The 25,534-nt window shown below is 71.1% G+C and carries 23 protein-coding genes and 1 pseudogene; 8 read left to right on the top strand and 16 right to left on the bottom strand.

Annotated features, from left to right (window positions below; genetic code table 11):
- Positions 1-5: 5 nt before the first annotated feature.
- The 3 genes from ABZ078_RS09735 to ABZ078_RS09725 are packed head-to-tail and all read right to left on the bottom strand — an operon-like array spanning position 6 to position 4,116.
- Entirely contained in the window at positions 6-1,604 is a 1,599-nt protein-coding gene (locus tag ABZ078_RS09735; RefSeq protein ID WP_356573405.1) for a carboxyl transferase domain-containing protein, read from the bottom strand.
- A complete protein-coding gene (locus tag ABZ078_RS09730; protein ID WP_356573403.1) occupies positions 1,601-3,325 on the bottom strand; it encodes an acyclic terpene utilization AtuA family protein in 1,725 nt (574 codons plus the stop codon). The genes ABZ078_RS09735 and ABZ078_RS09730 overlap by 4 nt, the downstream gene beginning before the upstream one ends.
- Complete coding sequence (locus ABZ078_RS09725) at positions 3,322-4,116, bottom strand: TIGR03084 family metal-binding protein (RefSeq protein ID WP_356573401.1); 795 nt, start codon at positions 4,114-4,116, stop codon at positions 3,322-3,324. The genes ABZ078_RS09730 and ABZ078_RS09725 overlap by 4 nt, the downstream gene beginning before the upstream one ends.
- Before the next feature lie 514 nt (positions 4,117-4,630).
- On the opposite strand from ABZ078_RS09725, the gene ABZ078_RS09720 reads away from it, so the two are divergent.
- Entirely contained in the window at positions 4,631-5,329 is a 699-nt protein-coding gene (locus ABZ078_RS09720) for a hypothetical protein (protein ID WP_356573588.1), read from the top strand.
- Here the strand turns inward: ABZ078_RS09720 and ABZ078_RS09715 are convergent.
- From ABZ078_RS09715 to ABZ078_RS09705, 3 genes are all read right to left on the bottom strand, one after another.
- On the bottom strand, positions 5,326-6,306 hold the full coding sequence (locus tag ABZ078_RS09715) for an EamA family transporter (RefSeq protein ID WP_356573399.1): 981 nt from the start codon (positions 6,304-6,306) through the stop codon (positions 5,326-5,328). The two genes, ABZ078_RS09720 and ABZ078_RS09715, sit on opposite strands and share 4 nt — an antisense overlap.
- Before the next feature lie 202 nt (positions 6,307-6,508).
- Positions 6,509-7,633 carry a peptidoglycan bridge formation glycyltransferase FemA/FemB family protein gene (locus tag ABZ078_RS09710; RefSeq protein WP_356573397.1) on the bottom strand — a complete coding sequence of 375 codons (1,125 nt, stop codon included), beginning with the start codon at positions 7,631-7,633 and terminating at the stop codon, positions 6,509-6,511.
- Between the two features lie 177 nt (positions 7,634-7,810).
- Entirely contained in the window at positions 7,811-10,792 is a 2,982-nt protein-coding gene (locus ABZ078_RS09705; RefSeq protein ID WP_356573395.1) for an FAD-binding and (Fe-S)-binding domain-containing protein, read from the bottom strand.
- Positions 10,793-10,885: 93 nt separating this feature from the next.
- Between ABZ078_RS09705 and serC the strand changes: the two genes are divergently transcribed.
- Positions 10,886-12,004, top strand: coding sequence for a phosphoserine transaminase (gene serC, locus ABZ078_RS09700; protein ID WP_356573393.1), 1,119 nt, complete (start codon positions 10,886-10,888; stop codon positions 12,002-12,004).
- 63 nt (positions 12,005-12,067) lie between these two features.
- On the opposite strand, the gene ABZ078_RS09695 is transcribed toward serC, so the two are convergent.
- The 4 genes from ABZ078_RS09695 to ABZ078_RS09680 form a co-directional block, all read right to left on the bottom strand.
- Positions 12,068-13,036, bottom strand: a complete 969-nt coding sequence (locus ABZ078_RS09695; RefSeq protein WP_356573391.1) for an alpha/beta hydrolase — start codon at positions 13,034-13,036, stop codon at positions 12,068-12,070.
- Between the two features lie 91 nt (positions 13,037-13,127).
- A complete protein-coding gene (locus ABZ078_RS09690) occupies positions 13,128-14,672 on the bottom strand; it encodes a cellulase family glycosylhydrolase (protein ID WP_356573389.1) in 1,545 nt (514 codons plus the stop codon).
- 176 nt (positions 14,673-14,848) lie between these two features.
- The gene (locus tag ABZ078_RS09685; protein WP_356573387.1) at positions 14,849-15,688 is read right to left on the bottom strand and encodes an ABC transporter permease; all 840 of its coding nucleotides are present in this window, start codon (positions 15,686-15,688) and stop codon (positions 14,849-14,851) included.
- Positions 15,685-16,659, bottom strand: coding sequence for an ATP-binding cassette domain-containing protein (locus ABZ078_RS09680; RefSeq protein ID WP_356573385.1), 975 nt, complete (start codon positions 16,657-16,659; stop codon positions 15,685-15,687). Before ABZ078_RS09680 ends, ABZ078_RS09685 begins: the two co-directional genes overlap by 4 nt.
- Positions 16,660-16,747: 88 nt before the next feature.
- Between ABZ078_RS09680 and ABZ078_RS09675 the strand changes: the two genes are divergently transcribed.
- On the top strand, positions 16,748-17,527 hold the full coding sequence (locus ABZ078_RS09675) for a TetR/AcrR family transcriptional regulator (RefSeq protein ID WP_356573383.1): 780 nt from the start codon (positions 16,748-16,750) through the stop codon (positions 17,525-17,527).
- Here the strand turns inward: ABZ078_RS09675 and ABZ078_RS09670 are convergent.
- A complete protein-coding gene (locus ABZ078_RS09670; RefSeq protein ID WP_356573381.1) occupies positions 17,524-17,664 on the bottom strand; it encodes a hypothetical protein in 141 nt (46 codons plus the stop codon). The genes ABZ078_RS09675 and ABZ078_RS09670 overlap by 4 nt on opposite strands.
- A gap of 110 nt (positions 17,665-17,774) precedes the next feature.
- Positions 17,775-18,743: a WD40 repeat domain-containing protein gene (locus ABZ078_RS09665; RefSeq protein ID WP_356573379.1), complete on the bottom strand. Its 969-nt coding sequence runs from the start codon at positions 18,741-18,743 to the stop codon at positions 17,775-17,777.
- Positions 18,744-18,841: 98 nt separating this feature from the next.
- Between ABZ078_RS09665 and ABZ078_RS09660 the strand changes: the two genes are divergently transcribed.
- Positions 18,842-19,525: an SGNH/GDSL hydrolase family protein gene (locus ABZ078_RS09660; protein WP_356573377.1), complete on the top strand. Its 684-nt coding sequence runs from the start codon at positions 18,842-18,844 to the stop codon at positions 19,523-19,525.
- Between the two features lie 169 nt (positions 19,526-19,694).
- On the opposite strand, the gene ABZ078_RS09655 is transcribed toward ABZ078_RS09660, so the two are convergent.
- Positions 19,695-19,868, bottom strand: coding sequence for a hypothetical protein (locus tag ABZ078_RS09655; protein ID WP_356573375.1), 174 nt, complete (start codon positions 19,866-19,868; stop codon positions 19,695-19,697).
- 162 nt (positions 19,869-20,030) lie between these two features.
- Here ABZ078_RS09655 and ABZ078_RS09650 point away from each other — a divergent pair, with 162 nt between their 5' ends.
- Positions 20,031-21,020, top strand: a complete 990-nt coding sequence (locus ABZ078_RS09650; protein WP_356573373.1) for an aldo/keto reductase — start codon at positions 20,031-20,033, stop codon at positions 21,018-21,020.
- Between the two features lie 134 nt (positions 21,021-21,154).
- Here the strand turns inward: ABZ078_RS09650 and thpR are convergent, their stop codons facing one another.
- Positions 21,155-21,727: an RNA 2',3'-cyclic phosphodiesterase gene (thpR, locus tag ABZ078_RS09645; protein ID WP_356573371.1), complete on the bottom strand. Its 573-nt coding sequence runs from the start codon at positions 21,725-21,727 to the stop codon at positions 21,155-21,157.
- A gap of 104 nt (positions 21,728-21,831) precedes the next feature.
- Here thpR and ABZ078_RS09640 point away from each other — a divergent pair.
- From ABZ078_RS09640 to ABZ078_RS09630, 3 genes and pseudogenes are all read left to right on the top strand, one after another.
- Positions 21,832-22,337: pseudogene (locus tag ABZ078_RS09640) on the top strand (Uma2 family endonuclease).
- Positions 22,338-22,381: 44 nt separating this feature from the next.
- On the top strand, positions 22,382-22,918 hold the full coding sequence (locus ABZ078_RS09635; protein WP_356573369.1) for a GNAT family N-acetyltransferase: 537 nt from the start codon (positions 22,382-22,384) through the stop codon (positions 22,916-22,918).
- A gap of 110 nt (positions 22,919-23,028) precedes the next feature.
- Positions 23,029-23,616 (top strand): Uma2 family endonuclease, encoded by a 588-nt coding sequence (locus ABZ078_RS09630; protein WP_356573367.1) that lies wholly within the window; start codon positions 23,029-23,031, stop codon positions 23,614-23,616.
- A 15-nt stretch (positions 23,617-23,631) separates the two neighbouring features.
- Here ABZ078_RS09630 and ABZ078_RS09625 read toward each other — a convergent pair whose 3' ends face one another.
- Both ABZ078_RS09625 and ABZ078_RS09620 read right to left on the bottom strand, forming a co-directional pair.
- Positions 23,632-24,990 carry an MFS transporter gene (locus ABZ078_RS09625; protein WP_356573365.1) on the bottom strand — a complete coding sequence of 453 codons (1,359 nt, stop codon included), beginning with the start codon at positions 24,988-24,990 and terminating at the stop codon, positions 23,632-23,634.
- Positions 24,991-25,018: 28 nt separating this feature from the next.
- Positions 25,019-25,456, bottom strand: a complete 438-nt coding sequence (locus ABZ078_RS09620) for a MarR family transcriptional regulator (RefSeq protein ID WP_356573363.1) — start codon at positions 25,454-25,456, stop codon at positions 25,019-25,021.
- Positions 25,457-25,534 lie beyond the last annotated feature (78 nt).

The raw sequence follows: 25,534 nt of genomic DNA, 5'->3' as shown, positions 1-25,534 counted from the left end.
GTCCCTCACATCCGGAAGACGCCGAAGCCGCCGCGCGCGCCCTCGTAGGGCGCCGTGTGGAGGGCGGACAAACACAGGCCGAGGACGGTGCGGGTGTCGCGCGGGTCGATGACGCCGTCGTCGTACAGCCGCCCGGACAGGAACATCGGCAGCGACTCCGACTCGATCTGCTGCTCGACCATGGTGCGCAGCGCGGCGTCCGCCTCCTCGTCGTACGGCTGTCCCTTCGCGGCCGCCGACTGCCGGGCGACGATCGAGAGCACGCCGGCGAGCTGCTGCGGGCCCATGACAGCCGACTTGGCGCTGGGCCAGGCGAAGAGGAACCGGGGGTCGTAGGCGCGGCCGCACATGCCGTAGTGGCCGGCGCCGTAGGACGCGCCCATGAGGACGGAGAGATGGGGCACGCGGCTGTTGCCGACCGCGTTGATCATCATCGCGCCGTGCTTGATGATGCCGCCCTGCTCGTACCGGCGGCCCACCATGTAGCCGGTGGTGTTGTGCAGGAAGAGGAGGGGAATGTCTCGCTGGTTGGCGAGTTGGATGAACTGGGCCGCCTTCTGTGACTCCTCGCTGAAGAGGACCCCTTGGGCGTTGGCCAGCACGCCGATCGGATAGCCGTGCAGGGCCGCCCAGCCGGTGGTGAGGCTCGTGCCGTACATCGGCTTGAACTCGTCGAAGTCGGAGGCGTCGACGACGCGGGCGATGACCTCACGCGGGTCGAAAGGCGTCTTGAGGTCGCCGGGGACGATGCCGAGCAGTTCGTCGGCGGCGTACTCGGGGGGTTCGGCGGGACCCGGGTCGCCGTACGCCTTGCGGTGGTTGAGGCGGGCGACGACGCGCCGTGCCTGACGCAGGGCGTCCGGTTCGTCGACGGCGAAGTAGTCCGCGAGACCCGACACGCGCGCGTGCATCTGCGCACCGCCCAGCGACTCGTCGTCGCTCTCCTCGCCGGTCGCCATCTTCACCAGGGGCGGACCGCCGAGGAACACCTTGGCGCGCTCCTTGACCATGATCACGTGGTCGGACATGCCGGGGACGTACGCGCCGCCCGCCGTCGAGTTGCCGAAGACGACCGCGACGGTGGGGATCCCGGCCGCGGACAGCCGTGTCAGGTCCCGGAAGATGGCGCCTCCGGGGATGAAGATCTCCTTCTGGGAGGGCAGGTCGGCGCCGCCCGACTCGACGAGGTTGATGACGGGCAGCCGGTTGGCGAGGGCGATGTCGTTGGCGCGCAGGGCCTTCTTCAGCGACCAGGGGTTGCTCGCTCCGCCGCGCACGGTCGGGTCGTTGGCGGTGATCAGGCACTCCACGCCCTCGACGACCCCGATACCGGTGACGAGGGACGCGCCGACCGTGTAGTCGCTGCCCCAGCCGGCCAGCGGGGACAGTTCCAGGAACGGCGTGTCGGGGTCCAGGAGCAGCTCGATGCGCTCGCGGGCGAGGAGCTTGCCGCGCTTTCGGTGCCTGGCCACGTACTTCTCGCCGCCGCCCGCGAGCGCCTTGGCGTGCTCGGCGTCGAGTTCGGCGAGCCTCGCGAGCATGGCTTCGCGGTTGGCCGCGTATTCGGGACTCTTCGTGTCCAGGGCGGAGGCGAGGACGGTCACAGCAGGGTCTCCGGGATGTCGAGGTGGCGGCTGCGCAGCCATTCGCCGAGGGCCTTGGCCTGCGGGTCGAAGCGGTGCCGGGCGGCGACGCCCTCGCCGAGGATGCCTTCGACGACGAAGTTGAGGGCGCGGAGGTCGGGCAGCAGGTGCCGGGTGACCTTCAGCGGACGGCTTTCGGGGATGAGCTGCTGGAATCGGTCGACCGTCAGTTCGTGCGCCAGCCAGCGCCAGGCGTCGTCCGTCCGCACCCAGACGCCCACGTTGGCGTTCCCGCCCTTGTCCCCGCTGCGTGCGCCCGCGACGCGACCGAGGGGGGCGCGCTGGGTGGGCCCGGGTGGCAGCGGCTGCGGCGGGGGCGGCTCCGGGACGTCGTCGAGTACGAGGGTGTCGTGGGGCGGCGGCACACGGACCCGGCGTCCGTCGTGGAGGACGGCCACATGGTCGACGGCACCATGGGGGACATACACATCCTCGAAGACCCCATAGGGCAAGCCCTTTCCGGGTGGTGCCAGCACGTGGAAGCCGGGGTAACTGGCCAGCGCCAGCTCCACGGCGGCCCCGCTCAGGGCCCGCCCGACGAGCTCCTGGTCGGCGTCGCGCACGACGAGCCGCAGCAGCGCGCTCGCCGTCTCCTCGCTCGGGGCGTCGGGCCGATCGGTGCGCACCAGGTCCCAACGCACCTCAGCGGGCGGCGACTTGGCGAGCGCGTCCGTCATCTGCTCGCGTACGAGGGCGGCCTTGGCCTCGATGTCGAGGCCGGTGAGCACGAAGGCGACCTCGCCCCGGAAGCCGCCGAGGCGGTTGACACCGGCCTTGAGGGTCGGGGGCGGGGCCTCTCCTCGTACGCCGTCGACGCGGACGCGATCGGGTCCGTCCTGGGTGAGCCGTACGGTGTCCAGCCGGGCGGTGACGTCCGGCCCCGCGTAGCGGGCGCCCGCCGTCTCGTACAGGAGCTGGGCCGTGACCGTGCCGACGTCGACGAAGCCGCCGGTGCCGGGATGCTTGGTGATGACGCAGGTGCCGTCCTCGTGGAGCTCGGCGAGTGGGAAGCCTGGGCGCCTCAGGTCACCGCCGTTCTCACCGCCGCCTCTTTCGTGGAAGAAGGCGTAGTTGCCGCCGGTCGCCTGTGCCCCGCACTCCAGCACATGCCCGGCGACGACGGCGCCCGCGAGCCGGTCGTACTCCCCCGGGCCCCACCCGAAGTGCGCGGCGGCGGGCCCGGTGACCAGGGCCGCGTCCGTCACCCGCCCGGTGACCACGATGTCGGCGCCCTCCCGCAGGCACGCGGCGATCCCGAACCCGCCGAGGTAGGCGTGGGCGGCGAGGCTGCCCGGGTGTGCGGAGGTGAGGTCGTCGCCCTCGACGTGGGCGACCCGTACGGGCAGGCCGAGGCGGTCGGCCAGCTGCCGTACGGCCTCCGCCAGTCCGGCCGGGTTGAGACCGCCCGCGTTGGCGACGATCCTGACGCCCCGCTCGTGCGCGAGCGCCAGGCACTCCTCCAGCTGCCGCAGGAAGGTGCGGGCGTATCCGGCGCGGGGGTCCTTCAGCCGGTCCCGGCCGAGGATCAGCATGGTCAGTTCGGCGAGGTAGTCGCCGGTGAGGACGTCCAGTTCGCCGCCGGTGAGCATCTCGCGCATGGCGTCGAAGCGGTCGCCGTAGAAGCCGGAGGCGTTGCCGATCCGCAGGGTGCCCGGGGATGCCCCCAGGTGCCCCGAGGTCACTGCGCGGCCCTCTTCGGCGCACGGCCCGCGCCGGGTGGGCCCGCGAAGACCTGGGCGATGTCGAACCAGCGGTCGGCGTCGGGGCCTTCGGCGCGCAGGGCGAGGTCGGAGCGGTGGGCGCGCTGGGTGACCAGGAGGCAGAAGTCGAGCGCCGGTCCGGTGACGCGTTGGAGGGCGTCCTCGGGGCCGTACGTCCACAACTCACCGGAGGGCGAGAGGAGTTCGACGCGGAAGTCGTCGACAGGCGCGGGGAGCCCGTGCACGCCGAAGGCGAAGTCCCTGGTCCGCACCCCGATCCACACCACATGCCTCAGCCGGTCGGTGGGTGTGCGCACCACACCCAGCGCATCGGCGATGTCCAGACCATGGGCCCAGGTCTCCATAAGTCGGGCCGTGGCCATGGAGGCGGCGGACATGGGCGGCCCGTACCAGGGGAAGCGGGCGCCCTGGGGTGCCGCACGCAGCGCCGAGTCGAGGGCGACCCTCCCCTGCCGCCACCGCGCCAGCAGTTCGGCGGGCGGCAGGCCGGCTCCCTCCTCCGCTCCCTCGTCGACGAACGACCCCGGTGACACCAGCGCCTTCTCCACCACCGCGTGGAACGCGTCCACGTCGGTCATGGCCAGCAGGGCCGAGCGATCCGTCCAGGCGAGGTGCGCGATCTGGTGGGCGACGCTCCAGCCGGGCGCGGGAGTCGCCAGTGCCCACTGCTCGGAGCTCAACTCGGCCACGAGCCGGTCGACTTCCTCGCTCTCCTCGCGCAGGTCGTCGAACACGGGCGTCGGATCGGACACGGTGCGCTCCCCTCGGGGCACGGCGGTGTGCGGCGGGACGGTGCGGGGTGGTGCGACGTGGTGCGGTGGGGAGGAGCATGGCAGCGGGAATCAAAACAAGCAAGCATGCTTGCATTAATTGGCGGCGGCTCTTTGAGAGCTGTTCCCGAGGGGAAGGGTGTGGGTGCGGCGGGCGATCAATACACTCGACCGCCGCGCCTGCCGCGACGGCGACGCATCACTCACGCATCGGGGGAAACGCAGGATGAGCACCTGGAATCCAGGCGGCCGACCGCCCTACGACCCGCACGCTTACACCCCCCACCCTCATCCACCCCATCCCCATCCGCCCCATGCCCATCCGCCCTATCCCCACCAGCCGTACCCGCCGCACGCGCCATACCCGGCCCCACCGACACCCACGCCACCCGGCCCCCTCACGCGGCTACGGCGGCGGATCGGCCCCATCCACACCGCGCGCAGGGTCTTCAAGCCGTCCAGGCCGGGCATCGTCGAGGACCCGGTGGTGGCACGCATGCAGAAGATCCGCACCTTGGTGGGACTGGGCGCGGTGGTGTGGCTGTCGATCACCTACAAGATCGCCACCTCCGTCGGAGACGTCGCCGACGACCGGCTGAACCAGTCCTGGATCAGCGTCCTGGTGCTGTCCGTGACGTTCCCGGTCCTCGTGGGCGTCCTGGTCGCTCTGGCCTCCCCGCCGGCCAGGCGGGAGCTGCTGCGCCGGGCCGCCAGCCTGGTCGCTCTGGCCTCCCCGCCGGCCAGGCGGGAGCTGCTGCGCCGGGCCGCCAAGTGCTTCGGCTCGATGGTCGCCCTCGTGGCCGCGGTCTCCGTGTTCCCCGCCTCCGTGCTCACGGGCTTCGTCGACGGCCGCTTCGCGACCGACCCGGTGATGTCCGTCGTCACCTACACCGGAATCGCGCTCACCTTCGTGTGGGTGTTGCCCTTCGTCATCTGGGGCATCGGTCTGGCCCTCGTCCATGTGTTCCGCACCGCCGACATCCACGAGACGATGCCGCCGCTGCTGGCCATGACGGTGGTGTGGGAGATGGCGCTGATCGACCTGTTCACGGGCGCCTACGCGGGCGTGCCGGCGCCGGTCCGGATCGTGTTCGTCCTCGGCGCCCCGGTCTCCGTGACCGCGGTGGGCCTGTGGGAGCTGCGCCGGCTGCGCGTCCGGCACGGCCTTCGCGTCCAGGGGCTGCTGATGCGCTAGGTGTACTCGGCCGACCCGACCGAAGTCGTCCCGCCCTCTTCGGCCTTCGCTTTCCGCTGCCCCACCTGCGTCCGCACCGCGCCCATGCTCGCCGCGATGACCAAGGCGATCGCCAGGGCCTGTACGGCGGAGAGGGCCTGGTCGAGGACGAGGAAGCCGGCTGCCGCGGCGACGGCCGGCTCCAGGCTCATCAGGATCGCGAAGGTCGCTGCGGGCAGGCGGCGCAGGGCGAGCAGTTCGAGTGTGTAGGGCAGGACCGAGGAGAGGATCGCCACGGCCGCGCCCAGCGCGATGGTCACGGGGTCGGTGAGCTTCGCACCCGACTCGGCGATCCCGAGGGGCAGGAACAGCACGGCGCCGACCGCCAGTGCGAGGGCCAGCCCGTCGGCCTGGGGAAAGCGTCGGCCCGTACGGGCGCTGAAGACGATGTAGCCCGCCCACATGGCGCCGGCCCCCAGGGCAAAAGCGACACCTATGGGGTCCAGGCTCTCGAAGCCCCCGCCGCCGAGGAGGAAGACGCCGGCCAGGGCGAGTCCGGCCCAGACGACGTTGATCGCGCGGCGCGAGGTCAGGACCGACAGGGCGAGTGGGCCGAGCACCTCCAGGGTGACCGCGGGGCCCAGCGGGATACGGGCGACCGACTGGTAGAAGAGGCCGTTCATAGCGGCCATCGTGATGCCGAAGACGATCACCGTGCCCCAGTCGGTGCGGGAGTGGCCGCGCAGCCGGGGCCGGCAGAACAGCAGCAGGACGACCGCCGCCACCACCAGCCGCAGCGCCACCACGCCGAGCGCCCCGGCCCTCGGCATCAGGCTCACCGCCAGGGCGCCGCCGAACTGCACCGAGATCCCTCCGGCGAGCACCAGGCCCACGGGACCGAGGGAGTTCCAGCGGCGCGGGGCACCGGCCGTCGGCTCGGGGACGGCCGCCCGGGCGGGGGTCGAGGAGGGCGCGGCGGCGGCATCAGGGGTACTCACGGGCATTCCAGGGCTCGACTCGGTTGTTCATCGTGCTGCGGCTGTCCATCATGCTGCACTTCTGGGTACAGGCTAATGGACTTCGTCAGGTGTGTGAACCGATCACGCCGCTGTCCCGGAGTGTGGACCACCCGAGGTGCGGACCACCCGAGGTGTGGTCTGCCGGGAGGTGTGGTCTGCCAGGAGGTCTGGTCTGCCGGTGCTACCGCCGGGCCATGTACAGATCCAGCGCCTTGTGCAGCAGCCGGTTGAGCGGAAAGTCCCACTCCCCCAGGTACTCGACGGCCTCGCCACCCGCGCCCACCTTGAACCGCAGCAGGCCCAGCAGATGGTTGGACTCCTCCAGGGTGTCGGTGATGCCGCGGAAGTCGTAGACGGCGGCGCCGAGTGCGTGGGCGTCGGTCATCATGCGCCACTGCATCGCGTTGTTGGGCTGGACCTCGCGTTTGCGGCTGGTGGAGGCGCCGTAGGAGTACCAGACGTGGTCACCGACGGTGAGCATGGTGGCGGCGGCGAGGACGTCGCCGTCGTGGTGGGCGAGGTAGAGCCGCATGCGGTCGGGGTGTTCGGCGGTGAGCGCGGTCCACATGCGCTGGAAGTAGGGCAGGGGGCGGGGGATGAAGCGGTCGCGTTCGGCCGTCTCGGCGTACAGGGCGTGGAAGGCGGGCAGGTCCTCGTAACCGCCCCGCTCGATCTTCACGCCCGCCTTCTCGGCCTTCTTGATGTTGCGCCGCCACTGCTGGTTGAGGCCGCGGTGGATGTCGTCCAACGACCGTCCGGTGAACGGCACTTGGCAGACGTACCGCGGCTGCCCGGCCGCGAAGCCCTCCTCTGCGCCCGGCTCGGTCTGCCGCCAGCCGGCCCCCCGCAGCCGGTCGGCGACATCGAGGGCGCGCGTGTCGCACGACGTCGGCTCCGCGTCACGCAGCCGCCGCGCGTCCGGGTCGGCGATCGCCGCCTTCACCGCCTCGGGGCTCCAGCGGCGTACGACGACGGGCGGGCCCATCCTGACCGAGAAGGCGCCCTGGCGCTTGAGGTGGACGAGCATCGGTTCCAGCCAGCGCTCGCGGAGGTCGGGGGCATGCCAGTCGATGAGCGGGCCCTCGGGGAGGTAGGCGAGGTACTTCTTCAGCCTGGGCAGCGGCCGCAACAGCACCAGCCCCGCCCCGACCAGCCGCCCCTCCTCGTCGAACCACCCGAGACTCTCCGCCCGCCAGTCCGGCTTCACGTCGCCCCAGGAGGGCACCTGCGTGTGGCTGGCTGAGGGGCGGGCGGCGACGAAGGCGAGATGCTCGTCGCGGGTGATGGGCTGGAGGCGGAGGGGCATGGGCGGTCTCCTGTCGGTGGACGGAGGTCGGGGCCGGCTTGTGGCCCCGGGGTCAGGGCCGGGCGGCCGGAGGGTTGGTGGCCGGATACTCATGGGTCGAACACGCTGCGTGATCTGCCAGCCTATGCGCGCCCCGGCACGGCCTCACGTCCAGCGGCCCGCTCGCTCACGAACGGCCTACAACCGCTCCGCCAGCACCTCCGCCAGATGCCTCCCCCGCACCCCCGCGAGCTGCTCCACCTGCGTCCGGCAGGAAAACCCGTCCGCCAACACCACGGCACCCCCTTCCGCCGCGCCCGCTTCCCGCACCGCCGGCAGCAACTGCTCCTCCGCACACGCCACCGACACCTCGAAGTGCCCCTTCTCGAACCCGAAGTTGCCCGCGAGACCGCAACAGCCGCCGCTGAGTTCCCCGGAGAGCCCCGCGGCCTCGCGCAGCCGGCGGTCGGCCTCGTCCCCCAGCACCGCATGCTGATGACAGTGGGTCTGCCCGACCGCCGGCCGGTCCACGCGGGGTGGCGTCCAGTCGGGGGCCAGCCGCTCCAGCGTCTCCGCGAAGGTCAGGACACGGTCGGCCAGGCGCCGGGCCCGAGGATCGTCGTGCAGCAGTTCCGGCAGGTCCGAGCGGAGGGCCGCCGCGCAGCTCGGCTCCAGCACGACGACCGGGGCGGCGCTCTCCAGCACCGGCTCCATCAGGTCGAGTGTGCGCCGCAGCACCGCCCGGGCGCGGTCGAGCTGCCCCGTCGAGACGTACGTCAACCCGCAGCAGACCCGTCCCCGCCCCCGTAGGAGGGACACCGGATCCAGCGCAACGGTCCTGCCCCCACCCACGGCCCCGGCCGCACGTACCGCCCTGGCATCCCCCGCCTCCGCCCTCGGCATCGGCACCGTGGGCGGCAACGCCACCCGCAACCCGGCGGCTTCCAGGACCCGTACGGCCGCCTGCCCCACGGACGGCGAGAAGTGCTCGGTGAAGGTGTCCGGCCACAGGATGACCAGCTCACCATCCCGGCCGCCGGCACGGCCACCGGCACGGCCGCCGGCACGCCCCCCGCCCTCACTCCAGCCCTCACTCCCGCTCCCGCCTGCGACCGCCGTCGCGCGTCGTCGCTCCCACCACCGGCTGAACGTCCGCGTCGCCAGTCGCGGGATCTGCCGTTCCGGCGCGATCCCGCCGAGCCGTTTCGCCGCCCACGCGAGCGGCCGTACGGCCGCCATGGCGTTGACCAGCGCCGCCGTACGCGTGCGTGACACCAAGCGAAGCCACTGCGGCAGCCGCCCCATGCTGTGGTGCGCGGCCGGGCGGCGCCGTCCCTCGTAGTGGTGGTGCAGGAACTCCGCCTTGTACGTGGCCATGTCGACCTCGACCGGGCAGTCGGAGCGGCACCCCTTGCACGACAGGCACAGGTCCAGCGCATCCCGCACCTCGGTCGACCGCCACCCGTCGGTTACCAGCTCCCCGGCGAGCATCTCGTGCAGCAACCGGGCACGCCCGCGCGTGGAGTGCTCCTCCTCACCGGTCGCACGGAAGGAGGGGCACATGACGGCAGGACCCGAGACCGATGCCGTACGGCACTTGGCGACCCCGACGCAGCGCCGTACCGCCGCCGAGAAGTCACCGCCGTCGGCCGGGTAGCCGAAGGCCACGTCGACCGGCTCGCGCGGCAGGACGGCGAAACGGAGGTCGGCGTCGAGCGGCGCGGGCCGTACCAGCATCCCGGGGTTGAGCAGGTCGTCCGGGTCCCACACCGCTTTCGCCCGTTCGAACAGCCCCACCATCTCCGCGCCGTACATCTTCGGCAGCAGCTCGGCCCGCGCCTGCCCGTCCCCGTGCTCCCCGGACAGCGAGCCCCCGTGCGCGACCACCACCTCGGCGAGTTCCTCGGAGAAGCGCCGGAAACGACCGATGCCCGCCTCCGTCAGCAGGTCGAAGTCGATACGGACGTGGATGCAGCCGTCCCCGAAGTGCCCGTAGGGCGTCCCGCGCAGCCCGTGGGCGGTCAGGAGTCGCCGGAAGTCCCGCAGGTACGCCCCGAGCCGGGCAGGCGGCACCGCGCAGTCCTCCCAGCCGGGCCACGCCTCGCTGCCGTCCGGCATACGGGTCGCCGTACCGCTGGCGTCCTCCCGGATCCGCCACAGCGCCCGCTGCCCGGCCGGATCGGTCACGACCAGCGCGTCGACGACATCGGCGGCCCGCACGATCGTCTCCGCACGCGCGCGTGCCTCCCCCTCCGACGCCCCGCCCGTCTCCACGAACAGCCAGGCCGCGCCCCGCGGCAGCCCGGTGGTCCCGGGCGGCACCAGGTCGGCCGCCATGCCCTCCACCGTCAACGGCCTGTACGGCAACAGCCCGGCCGCCGCCTGAGCCGCCGCGCTCTCGTCGCCGTACGCCAGCACGGCGAGCGCACGCGCGCGTGGCGCCTCCACCAGCCGTACGACCGCCTCGGTGAGGATCCCGAGCGTGCCCTCGCTCCCGCAGAAGGAACGGGCGACGTCGGCGCCCTTCTCGGGCAGCAGGGCATCCAGCGCGTACCCGGAGATACGGCGCGGGAGCTCGGGAAAGCCGGTGCGTAGCCGGGCCAGGTCCCCGGCCACCAGGTCCCGCAGCCCGTCCGGAGCCCCCGCCCACCCCTGCCCGAGCCGCAGCCGCCGCCCGCGCGCGGTGACCACGTCCAGCTCCCGCACGCTGTCGGCGGTCGTCCCCCACGCCACCGAGTGCGAGCCGCACGCGTTGTTGCCGATCATTCCGCCCAGCGTGCAGCGGCTGTGGGTGGAGGGGTCCGGTCCGAAGCGCAGCCCGTGCGGGGCGGCGGCCTCCTGGAGGCGGTCGAGGACGAGGCCGGGCTGGACGACGGCGGTGCGGGTCTCCGGGTCCAGGGACACGATCCGGTTCATGTGGCGGGTGAAGTCCAGCACGACGCCGGTGCCGGTGGCCTGTCCCGCGATCGAGGTGCCGCCGCCGCGCGCCACGACCGGCACCATGTGGTCCCGGCACACCTCCAGCACGGCGGCGATGTCGTCAGCGTCATGTGGTGCGACCACACCGAGGGGGACACGCCGGTAGTTGGACGCGTCCATGGTCGTCAGCGCCCGGGAGGTGACGTCGAAGCTCACCTCACCCCGGACAACGGTACGCAGCGCGGCTTCAAGATCCGTCATGCCTCCAGCAAACCAGCCGACGGCCGCCAAAACGCCGTCTCACCCGACGGACGAGGTTTCACCCAGGTTTCCCCCACCGGCTAACCTCACCTCGTGGCTGAGATCCAGATTCCCGCTGACATCAAGCCCGCCGACGGACGTTTCGGCGCTGGCCCCTCCAAGGTGCGGACGGAAGCGCTGGACGCGCTGGCCGCGACCGGTACCTCCCTCCTCGGCACCTCCCACCGCCAGGCCCCCGTCAAGAACCTGGTCGGCCAGGTGCGCGAGGGCATCTCCGAGCTGTTCCAGCTGCCCGACGGCTACGAGGTCGTCCTCGGCAACGGCGGCTCGACGGCCTTCTGGGACATCGCGACGCACGGCCTGATCGAGAACAGGTCGCAGCACCTCACCTTCGGTGAGTTCAGCTCCAAGTTCGCCAAGGCCGCCAAGCTGGCCCCCTGGCTCGCCGAGCCGGACGTCATCTCCAGCGACCCGGGCACGCACCCCGAGCCGGTCGCCCAGTCGGGCGTGGACGTCTACGCCTTCACGCACAACGAGACCTCCACCGGCGTCGCCATGCCGATCAAGCGCGTGGCCGGTGCCGACGAGGGCGCCCTGGTCCTCGTGGACGCCACCTCCGGCGCCGGCGGCCTCCCGGTGGACGTGTCGGAGACGGACGTCTACTACTTCGCCCCCCAGAAGTCCTTCGCCTCCGACGGCGGCCTGTGGATCGGCGTCTTCTCCCCGGCGGCGATCGAGCGCGCCGAGCGCGTCCACGCCTCCGGCCGCCACATCCCGGAGTTCTTCTCGCTCCCCACGGCGATCGACAACTCCCGCAAGAACCAGACGTACAACACCCCGGCTCTGGCGACGCTCTTCCTCCTCAACCAGCAGCTGGAGTGGATCAACGGCCAGGGCGGCCTGGACTGGGCGGTCCGCCGCACGGCCACCTCCGCCCGCACGCTGTACGGCTGGGCCGAGGACATCAAGTACGCCAACCCGTTCGTCACCGACCCGGCCAAGCGCTCGGCGGTCATCGGCACGATCGACTTCACCGACGAGGTCGACGCGGCCGCCGTCGCCAAGGTCCTGCGCGCCAACGGCATCGTCGACACCGAGCCCTACCGCAAGCTCGGCCGCAACCAGCTCCGCGTCGCGATGTTCCCGGCGATCGACCCGGCGGACATCGAGGCGCTGACGAAGTGCGTCGACTACGTGATCGAGAAGCTGTAGTCGTTCTCGGTACGTCGTCGAAGGGCGCCCGGCGAACACCGGGCGCCCTTCTTCATGCGTCAGTCATCCCCGCAGCTCCGTCAGGAAGTCGATCAGCGCGGCGTTCACTTCCTCGGGCCGCTCCTGCTGGGTCCAGTGGCCGCAGCCGGGCAGCACGATCGGAGGGCGGCGCAGGTCGGGCAGCAACTGCGGGAGCCTCGCGATGAGTTCGGGCGTGCCCGGGAACGCCGGGACCAGGTCGCGGTCGCCGTACAGGTACAGCGCGGGCGGACCGACGACCGCGCCGTGCCAGGCGGTGGTCAGCTCCCAGTTGCGGTCCAGGTTGCGGTACCAGTTCAAGGCGCCGGTGAAGCCCTTGGCGTAGCTCTCGGTGAGCTCGTCCAGGTCCTCCTCCGTGAGCCAGTCCGGCAGCACCTCGGGGTCGGTCATGTCCGCGAGCCAGCCCCGCTCCGGGTCGGTCACCAGGGCCTGGTCGGGGCGGCCGGCGTCGGGGGCGTCACCGGAGGCGGAGTAGAACAGCTTGCGCAGGGCGGTCCGGGTGTCCTTGCCGAACTCGGCGTCGGCGACCCCGGGCCGGTTGAAGTAGTTCCAGTAGAACCGCCCGCCGAACCGCTCCTGCATGGCCACCAGCGGCGGACGCTCCCCGCGGAACGGCGGCGGCACGCTCAGCCCCGCCACCCCGCGCACCACATCGGGCCGCAGCAGCGCGGTGTGCCAGGCCACCGGTGCGCCCCAGTCGTGTCCGACGACGAACGCATGCTCCTCGCCCAGGGCGTGGATCAGCCCGATCACATCACCGACGAGATGGAGGATGCTGTACGCCTCCACGTCCTCGGGGTGATCACTGCGGCCGTATCCCCGCTGGTCGGGCGCGACCACCCGGAACCCGGCGGCGGCCAGCGGGCCGAACTGGTGGCGCCAGGAGTGCCAGGACTCAGGAAAGCCGTGCAGCAGCACGACGAGCGGACCCTCGCCCTCCTCGGCGATGTGCAGCCGGATACCGTTCACGTCGATCATGCGATGCTCAACCATTGGGACGAGCATACGCCTGCACGTTACACGCAATTGCTGGCCCTCGCGGGTGAGGGTGCCCGACCACCGAGCACCCCTGTCACGAAACCCGTCATGCAGCCGTAGCCGTACAACTCACACTCGGCACACCCCCGCCCCCGGGCGCACCCCCGAAACCGAAGCTCGCCGAACCGCCCGCCGGGATCGCCCCGTTGTGCGCGGCGTTGGACGCGGTCACCGTGCCCCCAGTCTGTGTGTACGAGGCGTTCCACATGGACGTGACCTTCTGGGACCCGCTCCACGTCCAGGTCACCTTCCAGGACTTGACCGGGGTCGTGCCGGTGTTGCTCACCTTCACCTCGGCGTTGAAGCCACCGCCCCAGTCGCTGCTGACGGAGTAGGCGGCGCGGCACGCGGCCGTGCCACCGCCGGGGTCGGGATCAGGGTCGGGGTCGGGGTCGGGGTCGCCCCCGCCCGTGCCGGGCGCGAACCCCGGCGCCTTGATGCTCGCCAGGTAGCCGTCCTTCACGGTGTCCACGGTCGACCAGTCGTCCTTCAGGATCCCGCCCGTGTCACCGGAGTTGGGGTTCCAGGACCAGAACGTCCAGTGGAAGGAGTCCGCTCCGTACGTCGATGTCGAGCGCAGGTACTTCACCAGTTCCGACAGCCACTTCTGGTCCACCGTCGAGTGGAGTGTGGTGCCGAACTCGCCGAGCCAGACCGGGGCGATGTTCTGCTTGAAGACGTAGCCCCAGTACCTGTCCCAGATGCCCGGCATGTTGGCGGGGAAGGACGGGTCGCTGAACCACGGTTGCTGGGCCACCGATGTGGCGTAGTCGTGGGCGGAGTACACCAGCCGGTTCGGGACGTCCAGGTGGACCGGGTGCTGTGCGACGCCCATCAGGTTGCCGCCCCACCAGCCGTTGACGCCGTTGTGGGACTGGACGCCCTCGACCATGATCAGCAGCTGGGGGTTGACCGACAGCACCGCGTTGCCCGCGCGCTGGGCGGCCAGCCGCCAGTCCCGTGACGTGTCGCCACAGCCCCAGCAGGCGGGGTCGTGCGGCTCGTTGTGCAGGTCGATGCCGACGACGGTGGGGTCGCCCTTGTAGCGCGTGGCCAGGGCCTTGAGGTTGCTGATCCACGTCGACTCGGGGACCGAGGAGGTGTACCAGAGTGCCGACTGGCCGGCCGCGTCCGGACGGTGCCGGTCGAGGACGATCTTCAGGCCGAGCTGACCGGCGTACGCCACGATCCGGTCCAGGACCTGCAACGACGTCAGGCCGCGCAGGTCGGCGTTCTTGCCGTCGTAGTTGATGCTGTCCGGCATGGTGCCGGGCTTGAGGATGTCGTCGCTGTAGGGCATGCGGATGGTGTTGTAGCCCAGCGACTTCATCTGGTCGATCATGCTCTTGTAGTCGCGGGCCCACAGGCCGTGGACGACGTGGTTGCCGGTCTCGAAGCCGAACCAGTTGATCCCGGCGATACGGACCGGCTGCCCGGCCGCGTCCAGGATCTGGCGGCCGCTCGTGTGCCAGTAGCCGGCGCCGCCCGCCTGCACGGTCACGTCGTCGGCGTGGGCCGACCGCGTGCCGGCCAGCGGTAGTAACAGGAGCGCCGCGGCAACACACAGCGCTCTGCGCAGAGTGCGGAACATGTGGCTGCTTCCTCTCGGGGGGAGGCGCGGCACCCGGAACGGAATGGGAGCGCTCCCATAACGCCGCGCACCTCCCAGAGAACTGACGCACCATGGGCACGTCAAGACCCTGGGAGGGCACGACCCCGGCGAGCTCAACCGCCCGTCAACCGGCCATCAACGCCCTCAACCCCCCGTCACCGGCTCAGCTTCTGGAAGCGGCGCACCGCGAGCGGCAGGAAGATCGCCGTGAGGATCACCGGCCACACCCCGGCCATCAGCAGCGCGTGCTGCTCGACCCAGGAGTCCCCGGCCACAGCCTCGCGCGGCACCCCGAACAGCTCACGGGTGGCCGCCGCCGTGGAGGAGATCGGGTTCCAGGCCGCCACCCAGCCCAGCCAGTCGGGCATCAGCTGGGGCGCGACGAAGATGCTGGAGATCATCGTGAGCGGGAAGGCGACGGCGAACAGGCCGCCCGCGGCCTCCGGGTTCGGCACCAGCAGGCCCAGCCACACCCCGATCCAGATCAGCGCGAACCGCAGCCACAGCAGCAGTCCGAAGGCACCGAGGAAGCCGAGGCCGCCGTCCGGGCGCCAGCCCATCGCGAACGCCGTCAGCATCATGATGGCCAACTCCGCGCAGGCGGCGAGCAGATCGGTGATGCCGCGCCCTGCGACCACCGCGGAGGAGGCCATCGGCATGGAGCGAAAACGGTCGATGACACCCTTCGTCGAGTCGTAGACGACGAGCGTCGCGGTGTTGATGAAGCCGAACGCCATCGTCATCACGAACATGCCCGGCATCAGATAGGGCGTGTAGTCCCCGCCGCCGGGCACCTTCATCGCGCTGCCGAAGACATAGCCGTAGAGCAGGACGGACAGGATCGGGAAGCCCAACTGCCAGGCGATGTTGATCGGTTGGCGCTGGTAGTGGGTGATGCCCCGGCGGACGATGTTCCAGACGTCGGCGAGGGCCCAGTACAGGCGGCCCCGGGTGGCCGGGACGGTGAGGTCCACGGCGGTGTCGACGGCGGTCATGCGACGGCCTCCTTCTCGGTCTGCTCGGTGCGGTGGCCGGTCAGGCGCAGGAACACGTCGTCGAGACTCGGCCTGCGCAGCCCGATGTCCTCGACCGCGACGCCCTCGTCCTGGAGCGTGCGCGCCACCTCGGTCAGCGCGGGCACCCGGTCGGTGACCGGCGCGTGGACGCGCAGTTCGTTCTCGTCGGACTCGGGTTCACCATCCGAGACCCGGGCGACCACCTTCACGACCCGCGGGATGTCGGACCGCTCGGCGACCACGACCTCGATACGGTCACCGCCGACGAGGTTCTTCAGCCCGTCGGGGGTGTCGTCGGCGATGGCCCGCCCCTGGTCGATGACGGTGATGTGCGAGGCCAGCTTGTCGGCCTCCTCCAGGTACTGCGTGGTCAGCAGCACGGTCGTGCCGCTCGCCACCAGCGCCCGCACCGACTCCCAGACCTCGCCCCGGCTGCGCGGGTCGAGGCCCGTCGTCGGCTCGTCGAGGAAGAGGACGGACGGGGCGAGGATCATCGAGGCGGCGAGGTCGAGGCGGCGCCGCATGCCGCCGCTGTACTTGCCGACGCCCTTGTCGCCGGCGTCGGTCAGGTCGAACTGTTCCAGCAGCTCGGTGGCGCGCAGCTTCGCCCGTTTGCCGCCCAGGTGGAAAAGCCGGCCGAACATCTCCAGGTTCTGCCGGCCGGTGAGCACCTCGTCCACGGCCGCGTACTGACCCGTCAGCCCGATGCGCGCGCGGACCTCGCGCGGCTGCCGGGCCACGTCCAGTCCGGCTACGGTCGCCCGGCCGCCGTCCAGCCTGATCAGCGTCGACAGGATGCGTACGGCCGTCGTCTTGCCCGCGCCGTTCGGACCGAGCAGGCCGTGCACCGTGCCTTCCCGTACTGCGAGGTCGAAGCCGTCGAGGGCGCGCTTGTCGCCGTAGCGCTTCTCCAGGCCCTCGGCCCGGACCGCGTATCCGTCGTCCCCCATGGGTCCCCCTTTCGTTAATTGAGTACAGCGTACCCGATTGCGCGTACACCGTACCCAATTTTTTTCGGAAGGACTTAAGCTGAACGGCATGACGAGCGGCAAGGGCGGCACCAGCGACACGGAGACCAGCGGCAGCGGCGACATCGTCCGCACCTTGGAGCTGCTGTGGGACACAGGCCGACGTCCGAGCCGCGGGCCCAAGCCGACCCTCTCCCTGGACCAGATCGTGGAAGCGGCCGTCCGGGTCGCGGACGCCGAGGGACTGGAGTCGGTGTCCATGCGCCGCGTCGCCACCGAGCTGGGCACCGGCACGATGTCGTTGTACCGGTACGTCCCCGGCAAGGCGGAGCTGCTCGACCTGATGCTGGACCGCGTCCAGCGCCCCTCCGAGAACCCGGCCGACCTCGGCGACGGCGGCTGGCGCTCGGCGCTGGAGGCCATGGGCCGCGCGACCCTCGCCCTCTACCGGCGCCACCCCTGGCTGCTCCAGGTCAACCAGTCCCGCCCGATCCTGGGCCCGAGCGCGCTCGACGGGCTGGAGAAGGTGCTCGCCCGCATCAAGCCCATGGGTCTGACCGACCGCGAGCTGGTCTCGGCGATCATCATGATCGACGGCTATGTCGTCGGGGCCGCGCGCAACCAGCTGTACCAGCGGGAGGCAGAGCGCCGGACGGGCCTGACGGACGCGGAGTTCTGGCAGGCCCAGACCCCGGTACTGGAGAAGATCATGGCGTCCGGCCGCTATCCCCTCCTCGCCTCCCTCGACGAGGACACCTGGACCCCCGGCTTCGACCACTTCGAGTTCGGCCTGCAACGCATCCTGGACGGACTCGAGGTCATCGTCGCCCGGCGCGCGGAGGAGAGTTAGGGCGCCGGCTCCACGAGCATGGCGCTCCAGCGGCGACGGGCCTCACAGCGGTCGTCCTGTCCGCGCGGCTCGATCGCCTGGTACGCGAGGGCGGCGAGGACGCCCACGCACAGCGCGACCTGCCACAGCTCGCCCATGACACCCCAGAACCCGGCCCGACACCCCAGAACCCGGCCCGCCGGATCGTGTCCGGCTCGCTGCCCCGCCCCGCCCTGCCCGTCCGCCCCCGGACCCGCGCGCTCTCCCCTCATCCCCTCCGCAGAAGCCGCCGGAGACCGAAGACGAGGACACAGGCGACGACCACCGCGACGGCGCCGACCTTGAGGTCACCGCTCGGGCCGCCGGCGCCGTCGTCCGAGGCCGAACTCCCGGCGCCGGGCGAGGAGTCGGAGGATCCGGCGTCCCCGGGGGCGTCGTTCGCGATCACGGCGCTGCCGGCGCCCTCGCTGCCGAGCATGAGCTTGCTCCCGTCGCGGGAGTAGGTGGCGGACTCGCCCTGTCCGAGGGGCACGCTGATGCGCTCCAGGCGCTTGAGCCTGCCGCCGTTCCAGTCGTAGGCGATGCCGTAGAAGTAGCCGCGCACGGCGAGCGTTTCGCCGTCCGGCGAGAAGGCGGCGTCGGTGGCCCACAGGTCGACCGGCGCGACGGGCTCGAAGACGTTCGTGCCGGAGGGGGAGAGCCTGGCCGGCGCCTCGTACAGGTGCCCGCCGTCCTCCTGCTTGTCGATGATGTAGACGCGCCCGGTCCTGGGGTGCACGACGAGCGACTCGGCGTCGCGGGGCCCGTCGGAGTACTTCACCACGTACTGCGTGGCACGGATCGTCTGGTCCTTGAGCGTCTTGGGCTCGGGAAGCCGGTAGACCCACACATAGGGCCACTCCACACCGTCGTTGTCGCCGATGTCGCCGACGTAGAGCTGGTTGTCCGGCCCCATGGAGATGGCCTCCACGTCGCGCGGGGTGCCCACGCCCGTCATGGTGATCGTCGCGACGGTCTCGCCGGTGCGGCTGTCGACGGCGTAGAGGTAGGCGCCCTTGTCCTGGTCGTTGTGCGTCCAGTAGATGCCCGGGTGCTGACGCGAGGCGGCGAGACCGCTGGACTCGGTGATCCGCGGGTCCTTGATCGTGAAGTCCTCGTCGCCGTCCGCGGCGGAGGCGGGCAGGGTGAGCGCACCGGTGAGAAGGACCCCGGCGAGTATGGCGAGCGGTCGGCGCATGCCCCAAGCCTGCCATCCGGCCTGAGGAATCGCTGGCGTGTCCGGCTTCACACCGCGCCCGCCCCTACCGATTGGTAGCGATCGTCCATCATGAGCGGATGCTCAGGTTCATGCCCGTCGGCGACTCCATGACCATCGGCAGCGCCGGCGAACACACGTGGCGCTACCGCATGTGGCAGCACCTGCGTGAGACGTACGGCGGCCCCTTCGCCCTCGTCGGCCCGCGCGAGACCCTGTACGACAAGGCGACGGACGCGCCCACGTCGTACGAGTACGCCCCCGGCTGCGACCCGGCCTTCCCCCGTGCCCACCTGGCCGGCTGGGGCGAGGGCTGGCTGCACATGGCGCCGTTGATCGGCGAGGCCGTGCGGGCGCACCGGGCGGATGTGCTGCTGGTGTCGCTGGGCCTGATCGACCTGGGCTTCTACACGAACGCCGAGCAGACGGCGCAGAACATGCGGGCGTTCGTGGCCGGGGCACGGGCGGCCAACCCGCGGGTCCGGATGGTCGTGCTGCCGGTGATCCCGAACGTCCGCGCCGAGGCGGACGCGCCCTTCGCCGCGGAGGTCGCCCGCTTCAACGAACTGCTGGGGAAGGCGGTCGCCGACCTGGACGGGCCCCGCTCGCCCCTCCTCCTGGCCTCCCCACCCCCGTCGTACGACATTCACCTCGACACCTACGACGGCACGCACCCGAACGCGAGCGGCGAGCACAAGGTCGCGGAAGCCTTCGCGGAGGCGATGTATCAGGCGTGGGACCTGGGCGAGCCGTACGGGGCCTGATGCCCGACGGCCCGCACCAAGGCGTCGGCGCCGGGGTGCCCGTCTACGTCATCGCCGATCCCTGCCAAGGGCGGTGCCAAGACCGACGACTTCCCCGGCGACTGACACCCCGAGCGCTCAGTGCCCGCGGCCGGCCCCGGAGCACGGAGCCGGCCGCAGGGCGAGGGACCTACCGGCTCGGGCAGACCCGGTTGCCGTCCTGGTCCGCCGCCTGGCAGGAGCCCGGGTGGCCGACACCGATCGCGTGGACCGGGGACTGGGCGGCGAACGTGGCACCGAGGGCACCGAGGAGGACGGCGGCCACCACAGCGGCGCGGCGGAGGGGGGTGAGAGCAGTGCTCATGAAATTTCCTTTATCTTTCAACGAACTGGTCAAGTGATGGTAAAACACCATGATCGTCCGGACAACGCCGCGGCCTGAACATTCCGTGAAGGTGAGGGCACCGAGCGATCACACCTCCCCCACGGTTGCCTGGAGCGCACTCCACCTGGCTAGCGTGCAGCCATGAAGTACACGCAGCTCGGACGCACGGGACTCAAGGTCAGCCGACTGGTCCTCGGCACCATGAACTTCGGACCGCAGACCGACGAGGCCGACAGCCACGCGATCATGGACGCGGCGCTGGACGCCGGCATCAACTTCTTCGACACCGCGAACGTCTACGGCTGGGGCGAGAACAAGGGCCGTACCGAACGGATCATCGGCACCTGGTTCGCGAAGGGCGAGCGCCGCGACAAGGTCGTCCTCGCCACCAAGGTGTACGGCAACATGGGCGCGGACGGCGAGGTGTGGCCCAACCACGACAAGCTGTCGGCGGTGAACATCCGGCGTGCCGTGGACGCCTCGCTCAAGCGGCTCCAGACCGACTACATCGACGTCTACCAGTTCCACCACATCGACCGGAACACGCCGTTCGAGGAGATCTGGCAGGCCATCGACGTCCTCGTCCAGCAGGGCAAGATCCTGTACGTGGGGTCGAGCAACTTCCCCGGGTACAAGATCGCCCAGGCCAACGAGATCGCCGCCCGCCGCGGCGGCACCATCGGCCTCGTCAGCGAGCAGTGCCTGTACAACCTCTACGAGCGCCGCGCCGAGATGGAGGTCATCCCGGCCGCGCAGGACTACGGCCTCGGCGTCATCCCGTGGTCGCCGCTGCACGGCGGACTGCTCGGCGGCGTGCTCAAGAAGGAGGTCGAGGGCGGGCGGCGCGGCTCCGGGCGGGCCGCCGACTCCCTCGCCGACCCGGCCGTACGAGCGCAGATCCAGGCGTACGAGGACCTGCTCGACAAGCACGGCCTGGAGCCCGGCGAGGCCGCCCTGGCCTGGCTGCTCACCCGCCCGGGCGTGACGGGCCCGATCGTCGGCCCGCGCACCGCCGGGCAGTTGGAGTCCGCGCTGCGGGCAGCGGAACTGGAGCTGAGCGAGGAACTGCTGGCGGGGCTGGACGAGATCTTCCCCGGCCCGGGGCCGTCCCCGGAGGCGTTCGCCTGGTAGCAGTCGTCGGGACGGGGCGGTGCTCGGGCGACGACTACCGTCCGAGCGCCGCCGCCAACGCCACCACGACGAACATCAGCACAAGCGCACCGGCCATGATCCGGTTCCGGGTTTTGGGGTCCACGCGAACGAGCCTAACCGGCCCCGCCGAGCGGCCGGCGGGCGACCGCCTCGTAGCGAGGCTGCTCGCCCGCCACCCCGGACCGCGGCAGACAGCTGCGCACCAGCACCAGCTCCTCCACCGTCCACGCACGGCTCATGAAGGCGTCGAGGGCGGTGACATACGGCCGTACGTCCACCGCCGACCGGCTCCTGGCCACCGTCAGGTGGGCCTTGTACCGCCGGTGCTCCCCCATCGGCACCCCGGCCTTGCGCGCCGCCGCCTCGCTCCGGTCCGCCAGCAGCCGCAGGGCCGCCACGTCCCCCTCCGCGCCCGCCCACAGGGCCCGCCCGCGCCCGAACTGGCCCCCGCCGCGCAGCGCCAGCCGGAAGGGGGCGGTGCGGTGCGCGGCGCGCTCCAGGCGGGCCGACAGGTCGGGGACGAGGTCGTCGTCGACCTCGCCGTAGAAGGCGAGCGTGAAGTGCCAGCCGGGCCGGCCGGTCCAGCGCAGCCCGTCCGCGCCGGGCAGCTTCCTCAACCGGTCGACCTGGGCGGCGAGTTCCTGGACCACTGCCTCGGGCGGCAGCACGGCGGCGAAGAGTCTCATGCGTCCAGTCTCACCGCCGCACCCACGTGTGACCCGGTCACCGTGCGTATCGTTGTACCGCGCGGCTGTCCGTGCCCGAGCGGCGGCCGGGGAGGAGCGCCACGGTGACCGTCCTTGACGACAGGATCGAGATGGCCGAAAGCAGCAGCGAACTCACGCTCGACACGCTGTTCGAGTGGCTGGAGAAGATGCCCTGGACATCGTCGAACAACTGCGCACCAAGTACCCGCGCAAGCGCGTCAAGTCCGACATCCGCATCGACTATCCCGGGCATCTCAACGGGTTCGCCACCGACGTGACGGCTCTCGCGGAGGACGCCCAGAAGGACGACAAGGGCCGCTGGCAGTACAAGGACGTCGAGTTCGTCGCCGAGGTCATCTCCAAGGACACCGCCGCCAACGACCACGGCCCCAAGAAGACCGCCTACGCCCTCGCCGAAGTACCGGTGTACCTGGTCGTGAACCCGTACACCGCGCAGTGGCACCTGCACACCCTGCCGAAGGACGGCGAGTATCACAGCGCGGTCAGCTTCGGCTTCGGCGACGACATCGACCTGACCGGGACCGTCGTCGGCCTGGTCCTCAAGACCGACGAGTTCCCCCGCGACTGACCCGTACGCCCCTGGGCAGATCGCGCAGGGGAGATCATGGAGCCATGGAAATCCGGAGCGCGATCACCATCAGAGAAGGCGGGCCCGACGACCTCCCCGCGATACTCGGCATGCTCGACAGCTCCGCGCAGTGGCTGGTCGCGCAGGGGCGCCCGGGGCAGTGGGGGACGAGGCGCCTGTCGGAGAACCCGAAGGTGGTCGAGTCGGTGACCCGGGACATGGACGAGGGCAGCGTCTTCATCGCCGAGGTCGACGGCGTGCCGGCCGGGACCCTCACCCTCGCCGACGCACCGGGCGCCTCCCTGTCCCACCTGCCGCCGCCCGGTGAGCCCGAGCGGTACATCCACTGGCTCGTCTCCGACCGCCGCTTCAAGGGGCACGGCGCGGGCAGCGCCCTGATCGCGCACGCCGCCGAGGTGACCCGGCGCGCGGGCGTCTCGCTGCTGCGGGTGGACTGCTACGCGGGCGACGACGGCAAGCTCGTCCGCTACTACGAGAGCAACGGCTTCACCCCGACCGAGACCTACACCGCCGGGGCGGACGGGAAGTGGCCGGGGCAGGTGCTGGCCCGCCGTGTCTAGTCCCCGCGGGCCGTACGCGTGACCACGGCCACACGTGACCCGGTCACCGTGCGTATCGTTGTACTGCGCGGCTGCCCGTGACCGAGCGGCAGCCGGGGAGGAGCGCCACGATGACCGTCCTTGACGACAGGATCGAGATGGCCGAGGAGTGCGGCGAGCTGACTCTGGACGTGTTGTTCGAGTGGCTCGAGAAGATGCCCGTCCCCCAGGGAACGAAAGTCGAGATCGTCGGGGGGAACATCTTCATGTCACCGCAGCGGCAGAGCCACTGGGAGATCATTTTCGGCATCGCGAAGCAGATGGACGCCAAGTACTCGCAAAAGCGCTTGGCGTCGGACGTGCGGATCGACTTCCCCGGGCACCTGAACGGCTTCGCCTGCGACCTGGCGGCCATGGCCGATCGGTCGGTGAAGGACAGCAAGGGGCGCTGGCGCTATCAGGACGTCGAGTTCGTCGCCGAGGTCATCTCCAAGGACACGGCGGCCAACGACCACGGCCCGAAGAAGGACGCGTACGCCGCGGCCGAAGTGCCGGTGTACCTGATCGTGGACCCGTACGCCGGCGAGTGGCACCTGCACACCCTGCCGAAGGACGGCAAGTACCACAGCGACGTCAGCTTCCCCTTCGGGGAGGACATCGACCTGACGGGGACCCCGGTCGGTCTCGTCCTCAAGACCGACGAGTTCCCCCGCGACTGACCCGCCCGGCCCCTCCTACGCCACCGCCGCCACCTGCTCCTCCCGCCGCTCCCGGGGCACGAACCGCACCTGCGGGTGGCCGTGGTTCCAGCCGACCGAGAGCCTGAGGCCGCCCACCCGGGCCAGCACCAGGGCGATCGTGACGGCAGCGGCGGCGGTGATGGCACCGCCCACCGCCAGGCCCGCCCGGACGCCGTACGCGTCCGTGATCCAGCCGGCGATCGGCGCGCCCAGCGGCGCGCCGCCCATGAACACCATCATGTACAGGGCCATGACGCGGCCGCGCATGGCGGGGTCGGTGGACATCTGGATGCTGCTGTTGGCGGTGACGTTCACCGTCATGCCGAACATGCCGATGGGAGCCATGAGCAGGGCGAACAGCCACAGGGAGGGCGCGAACGCGGCCACCATCTCCATGGCGCCGAAGGCCACCGCCCCCACGATCAGCACCCGCATCCGGGCCGTACCGCGCCGGGCGGCGAGCAGGGCGCCCGCCAGGGAGCCGACCGCCATCAGCGTGTTGAAGAGGCTGTAGGAGCCGGCGCCCGCGCGGAAGACGTCGTCGGCGAAGGCCGACAGGTAGACCGGGAAGTTGAAGCCGAAGGTGGAGACGAACCCGGCGAGGACGATGGTCCAGATCAGCTCCGGGCGCCCGGCGACATACCGCAGCCCCTCCCGCAGCTGCCCCTTGGCGCGCGGGGCGCGCTCGACGACATGCAGCTCACGCGCCCGCATCAGCAGCAGTCCGGCGATGGGCGCGACGAAGGACAGGCCGTTGGCGAGGAACGCCCAGCCGGTGCCGACGCCGGTGATCATCAGGCCGGCGACGGCCGGGCCGACCAGACGGGCGGACTGGAAGTTCGCGGAGTTGAGGCTGACCGCGTTCTGAAGCTGGTCGGGGCCGACCATCTCGGTGACGAAGGACTGCCGGGCCGGGTTGTCGACGACCGTGGCGAGTCCCACGGCCAGGGCGGCGAGATAGACGTGCCAGACCTGGACGTGTCCGCCGAGGGTGAGGACGGCGAGCCCGATGCCGGTGGCCGCCATCGACGTCTGCGTGACGAGCAGCGTAGGGCGCTTGGGCAGACGGTCGACGAGGACGCCGCCGTAGAGGCCGAGGAGCAGCATCGGCAGGAACTGCAGGGCCGTCGTGATGCCGACGGCGGTGGCGGAGCCGGTGAGGCTGAGCACCAGCCAGTCCTGGGCGATGCGCTGCATCCAGGTGCCGGTGTTGGAGACGACCTGGCCGAGGAAGAACAGGCGGTAGTTGCGGACCTTCAGCGAGCTGAACATCGAGGAGCGGCTGGTGGGGGTGGACAGAGAGTCGTCGGTGTCCGGTGCGGGTGCGGAAGCTGCTCCGGGTCCCGTACTCAAAGGGTTCGCCTCCTTGCGGTGCTACGGCTTACAGATGCGCGAGCTTCTCCAGGACGGGGGCGGCGGCGCGCAGTTTCGCCCACTCGTCCTCGTCCAGGCCCTCGACCAGGGTGGCGAGGAAGGCGTTGCGCTTGCGGCGGCTCTCCTCGAGCATCGCCTCGGCCTGCTCGGTCTTGGTGACGACCTTCTGGCGCCGGTCGTCCGGGTGCGGCTCCAGGCGGACCAGCCCCTTGGACTCCAGCAGGGCGACGATGCGGGTCATCGACGGTGGCTGTACGTGCTCCTTGCGGGCCAGCTCACCGGGGGTGGCCTTGCCGCAGAGGGAGAGGGTGCCCAGCACCGACATCTCGGTGGGGCTCAGCGACTCGTCGACCCGCTGGTGCTTGAGCCGACGCGACAGTCGCATCACGGCGGAGCGCAGAGAGTTCACGGCGGCAGCGTCGTCGCCATGGGTGAGGTCCGACATGTTCTTTAGCGTACCTCATTACTCTCGCTAAAGACCACCGGGTACAGCATCACTCGTCCGGGTGATCCGAAGGCGGAA

The sequence above is a fragment of the Streptomyces sp. NPDC006385 genome, from assembly GCF_040612485.1.
In the GTDB taxonomy this organism is placed as follows: Bacteria; Actinomycetota; Actinomycetes; order Streptomycetales; family Streptomycetaceae; genus Streptomyces.
The sequence above is the reverse complement of the archived record's forward strand: the minus strand, read 5'-3'. Positions and strand labels throughout refer to the sequence as shown.

Coding starts and splice junctions, on each gene's coding strand:
- ABZ078_RS09720 (WP_356573588.1), top strand. CDS start 4,631: ATGCAGAAGATCCGCACCTTGGTGGGACTGGGCGCGGTGGTGTGGCTG.
- ABZ078_RS09710 (WP_356573397.1), bottom strand. CDS start 7,633: ATGCCCCTCCGCCTCCAGCCCATCACCCGCGACGAGCATCTCGCCTTC.
- ABZ078_RS09705 (WP_356573395.1), bottom strand. CDS start 10,792: ATGACGGATCTTGAAGCCGCGCTGCGTACCGTTGTCCGGGGTGAGGTG.
- ABZ078_RS09695 (WP_356573391.1), bottom strand. CDS start 13,036: ATGGTTGAGCATCGCATGATCGACGTGAACGGTATCCGGCTGCACATC.
- ABZ078_RS09690 (WP_356573389.1), bottom strand. CDS start 14,672: ATGTTCCGCACTCTGCGCAGAGCGCTGTGTGTTGCCGCGGCGCTCCTG.
- ABZ078_RS09685 (WP_356573387.1), bottom strand. CDS start 15,688: ATGACCGCCGTCGACACCGCCGTGGACCTCACCGTCCCGGCCACCCGG.
- ABZ078_RS09680 (WP_356573385.1), bottom strand. CDS start 16,659: ATGGGGGACGACGGATACGCGGTCCGGGCCGAGGGCCTGGAGAAGCGC.
- ABZ078_RS09675 (WP_356573383.1), top strand. CDS start 16,748: ATGACGAGCGGCAAGGGCGGCACCAGCGACACGGAGACCAGCGGCAGC.
- ABZ078_RS09670 (WP_356573381.1), bottom strand. CDS start 17,664: ATGGGCGAGCTGTGGCAGGTCGCGCTGTGCGTGGGCGTCCTCGCCGCC.
- ABZ078_RS09665 (WP_356573379.1), bottom strand. CDS start 18,743: ATGCGCCGACCGCTCGCCATACTCGCCGGGGTCCTTCTCACCGGTGCG.
- ABZ078_RS09660 (WP_356573377.1), top strand. CDS start 18,842: ATGCTCAGGTTCATGCCCGTCGGCGACTCCATGACCATCGGCAGCGCC.
- ABZ078_RS09655 (WP_356573375.1), bottom strand. CDS start 19,868: ATGAGCACTGCTCTCACCCCCCTCCGCCGCGCCGCTGTGGTGGCCGCC.
- ABZ078_RS09650 (WP_356573373.1), top strand. CDS start 20,031: ATGAAGTACACGCAGCTCGGACGCACGGGACTCAAGGTCAGCCGACTG.
- thpR (WP_356573371.1), bottom strand. CDS start 21,727: ATGAGACTCTTCGCCGCCGTGCTGCCGCCCGAGGCAGTGGTCCAGGAA.
- ABZ078_RS09635 (WP_356573369.1), top strand. CDS start 22,382: ATGGAAATCCGGAGCGCGATCACCATCAGAGAAGGCGGGCCCGACGAC.
- ABZ078_RS09630 (WP_356573367.1), top strand. CDS start 23,029: ATGACCGTCCTTGACGACAGGATCGAGATGGCCGAGGAGTGCGGCGAG.
- ABZ078_RS09620 (WP_356573363.1), bottom strand. CDS start 25,456: ATGTCGGACCTCACCCATGGCGACGACGCTGCCGCCGTGAACTCTCTG.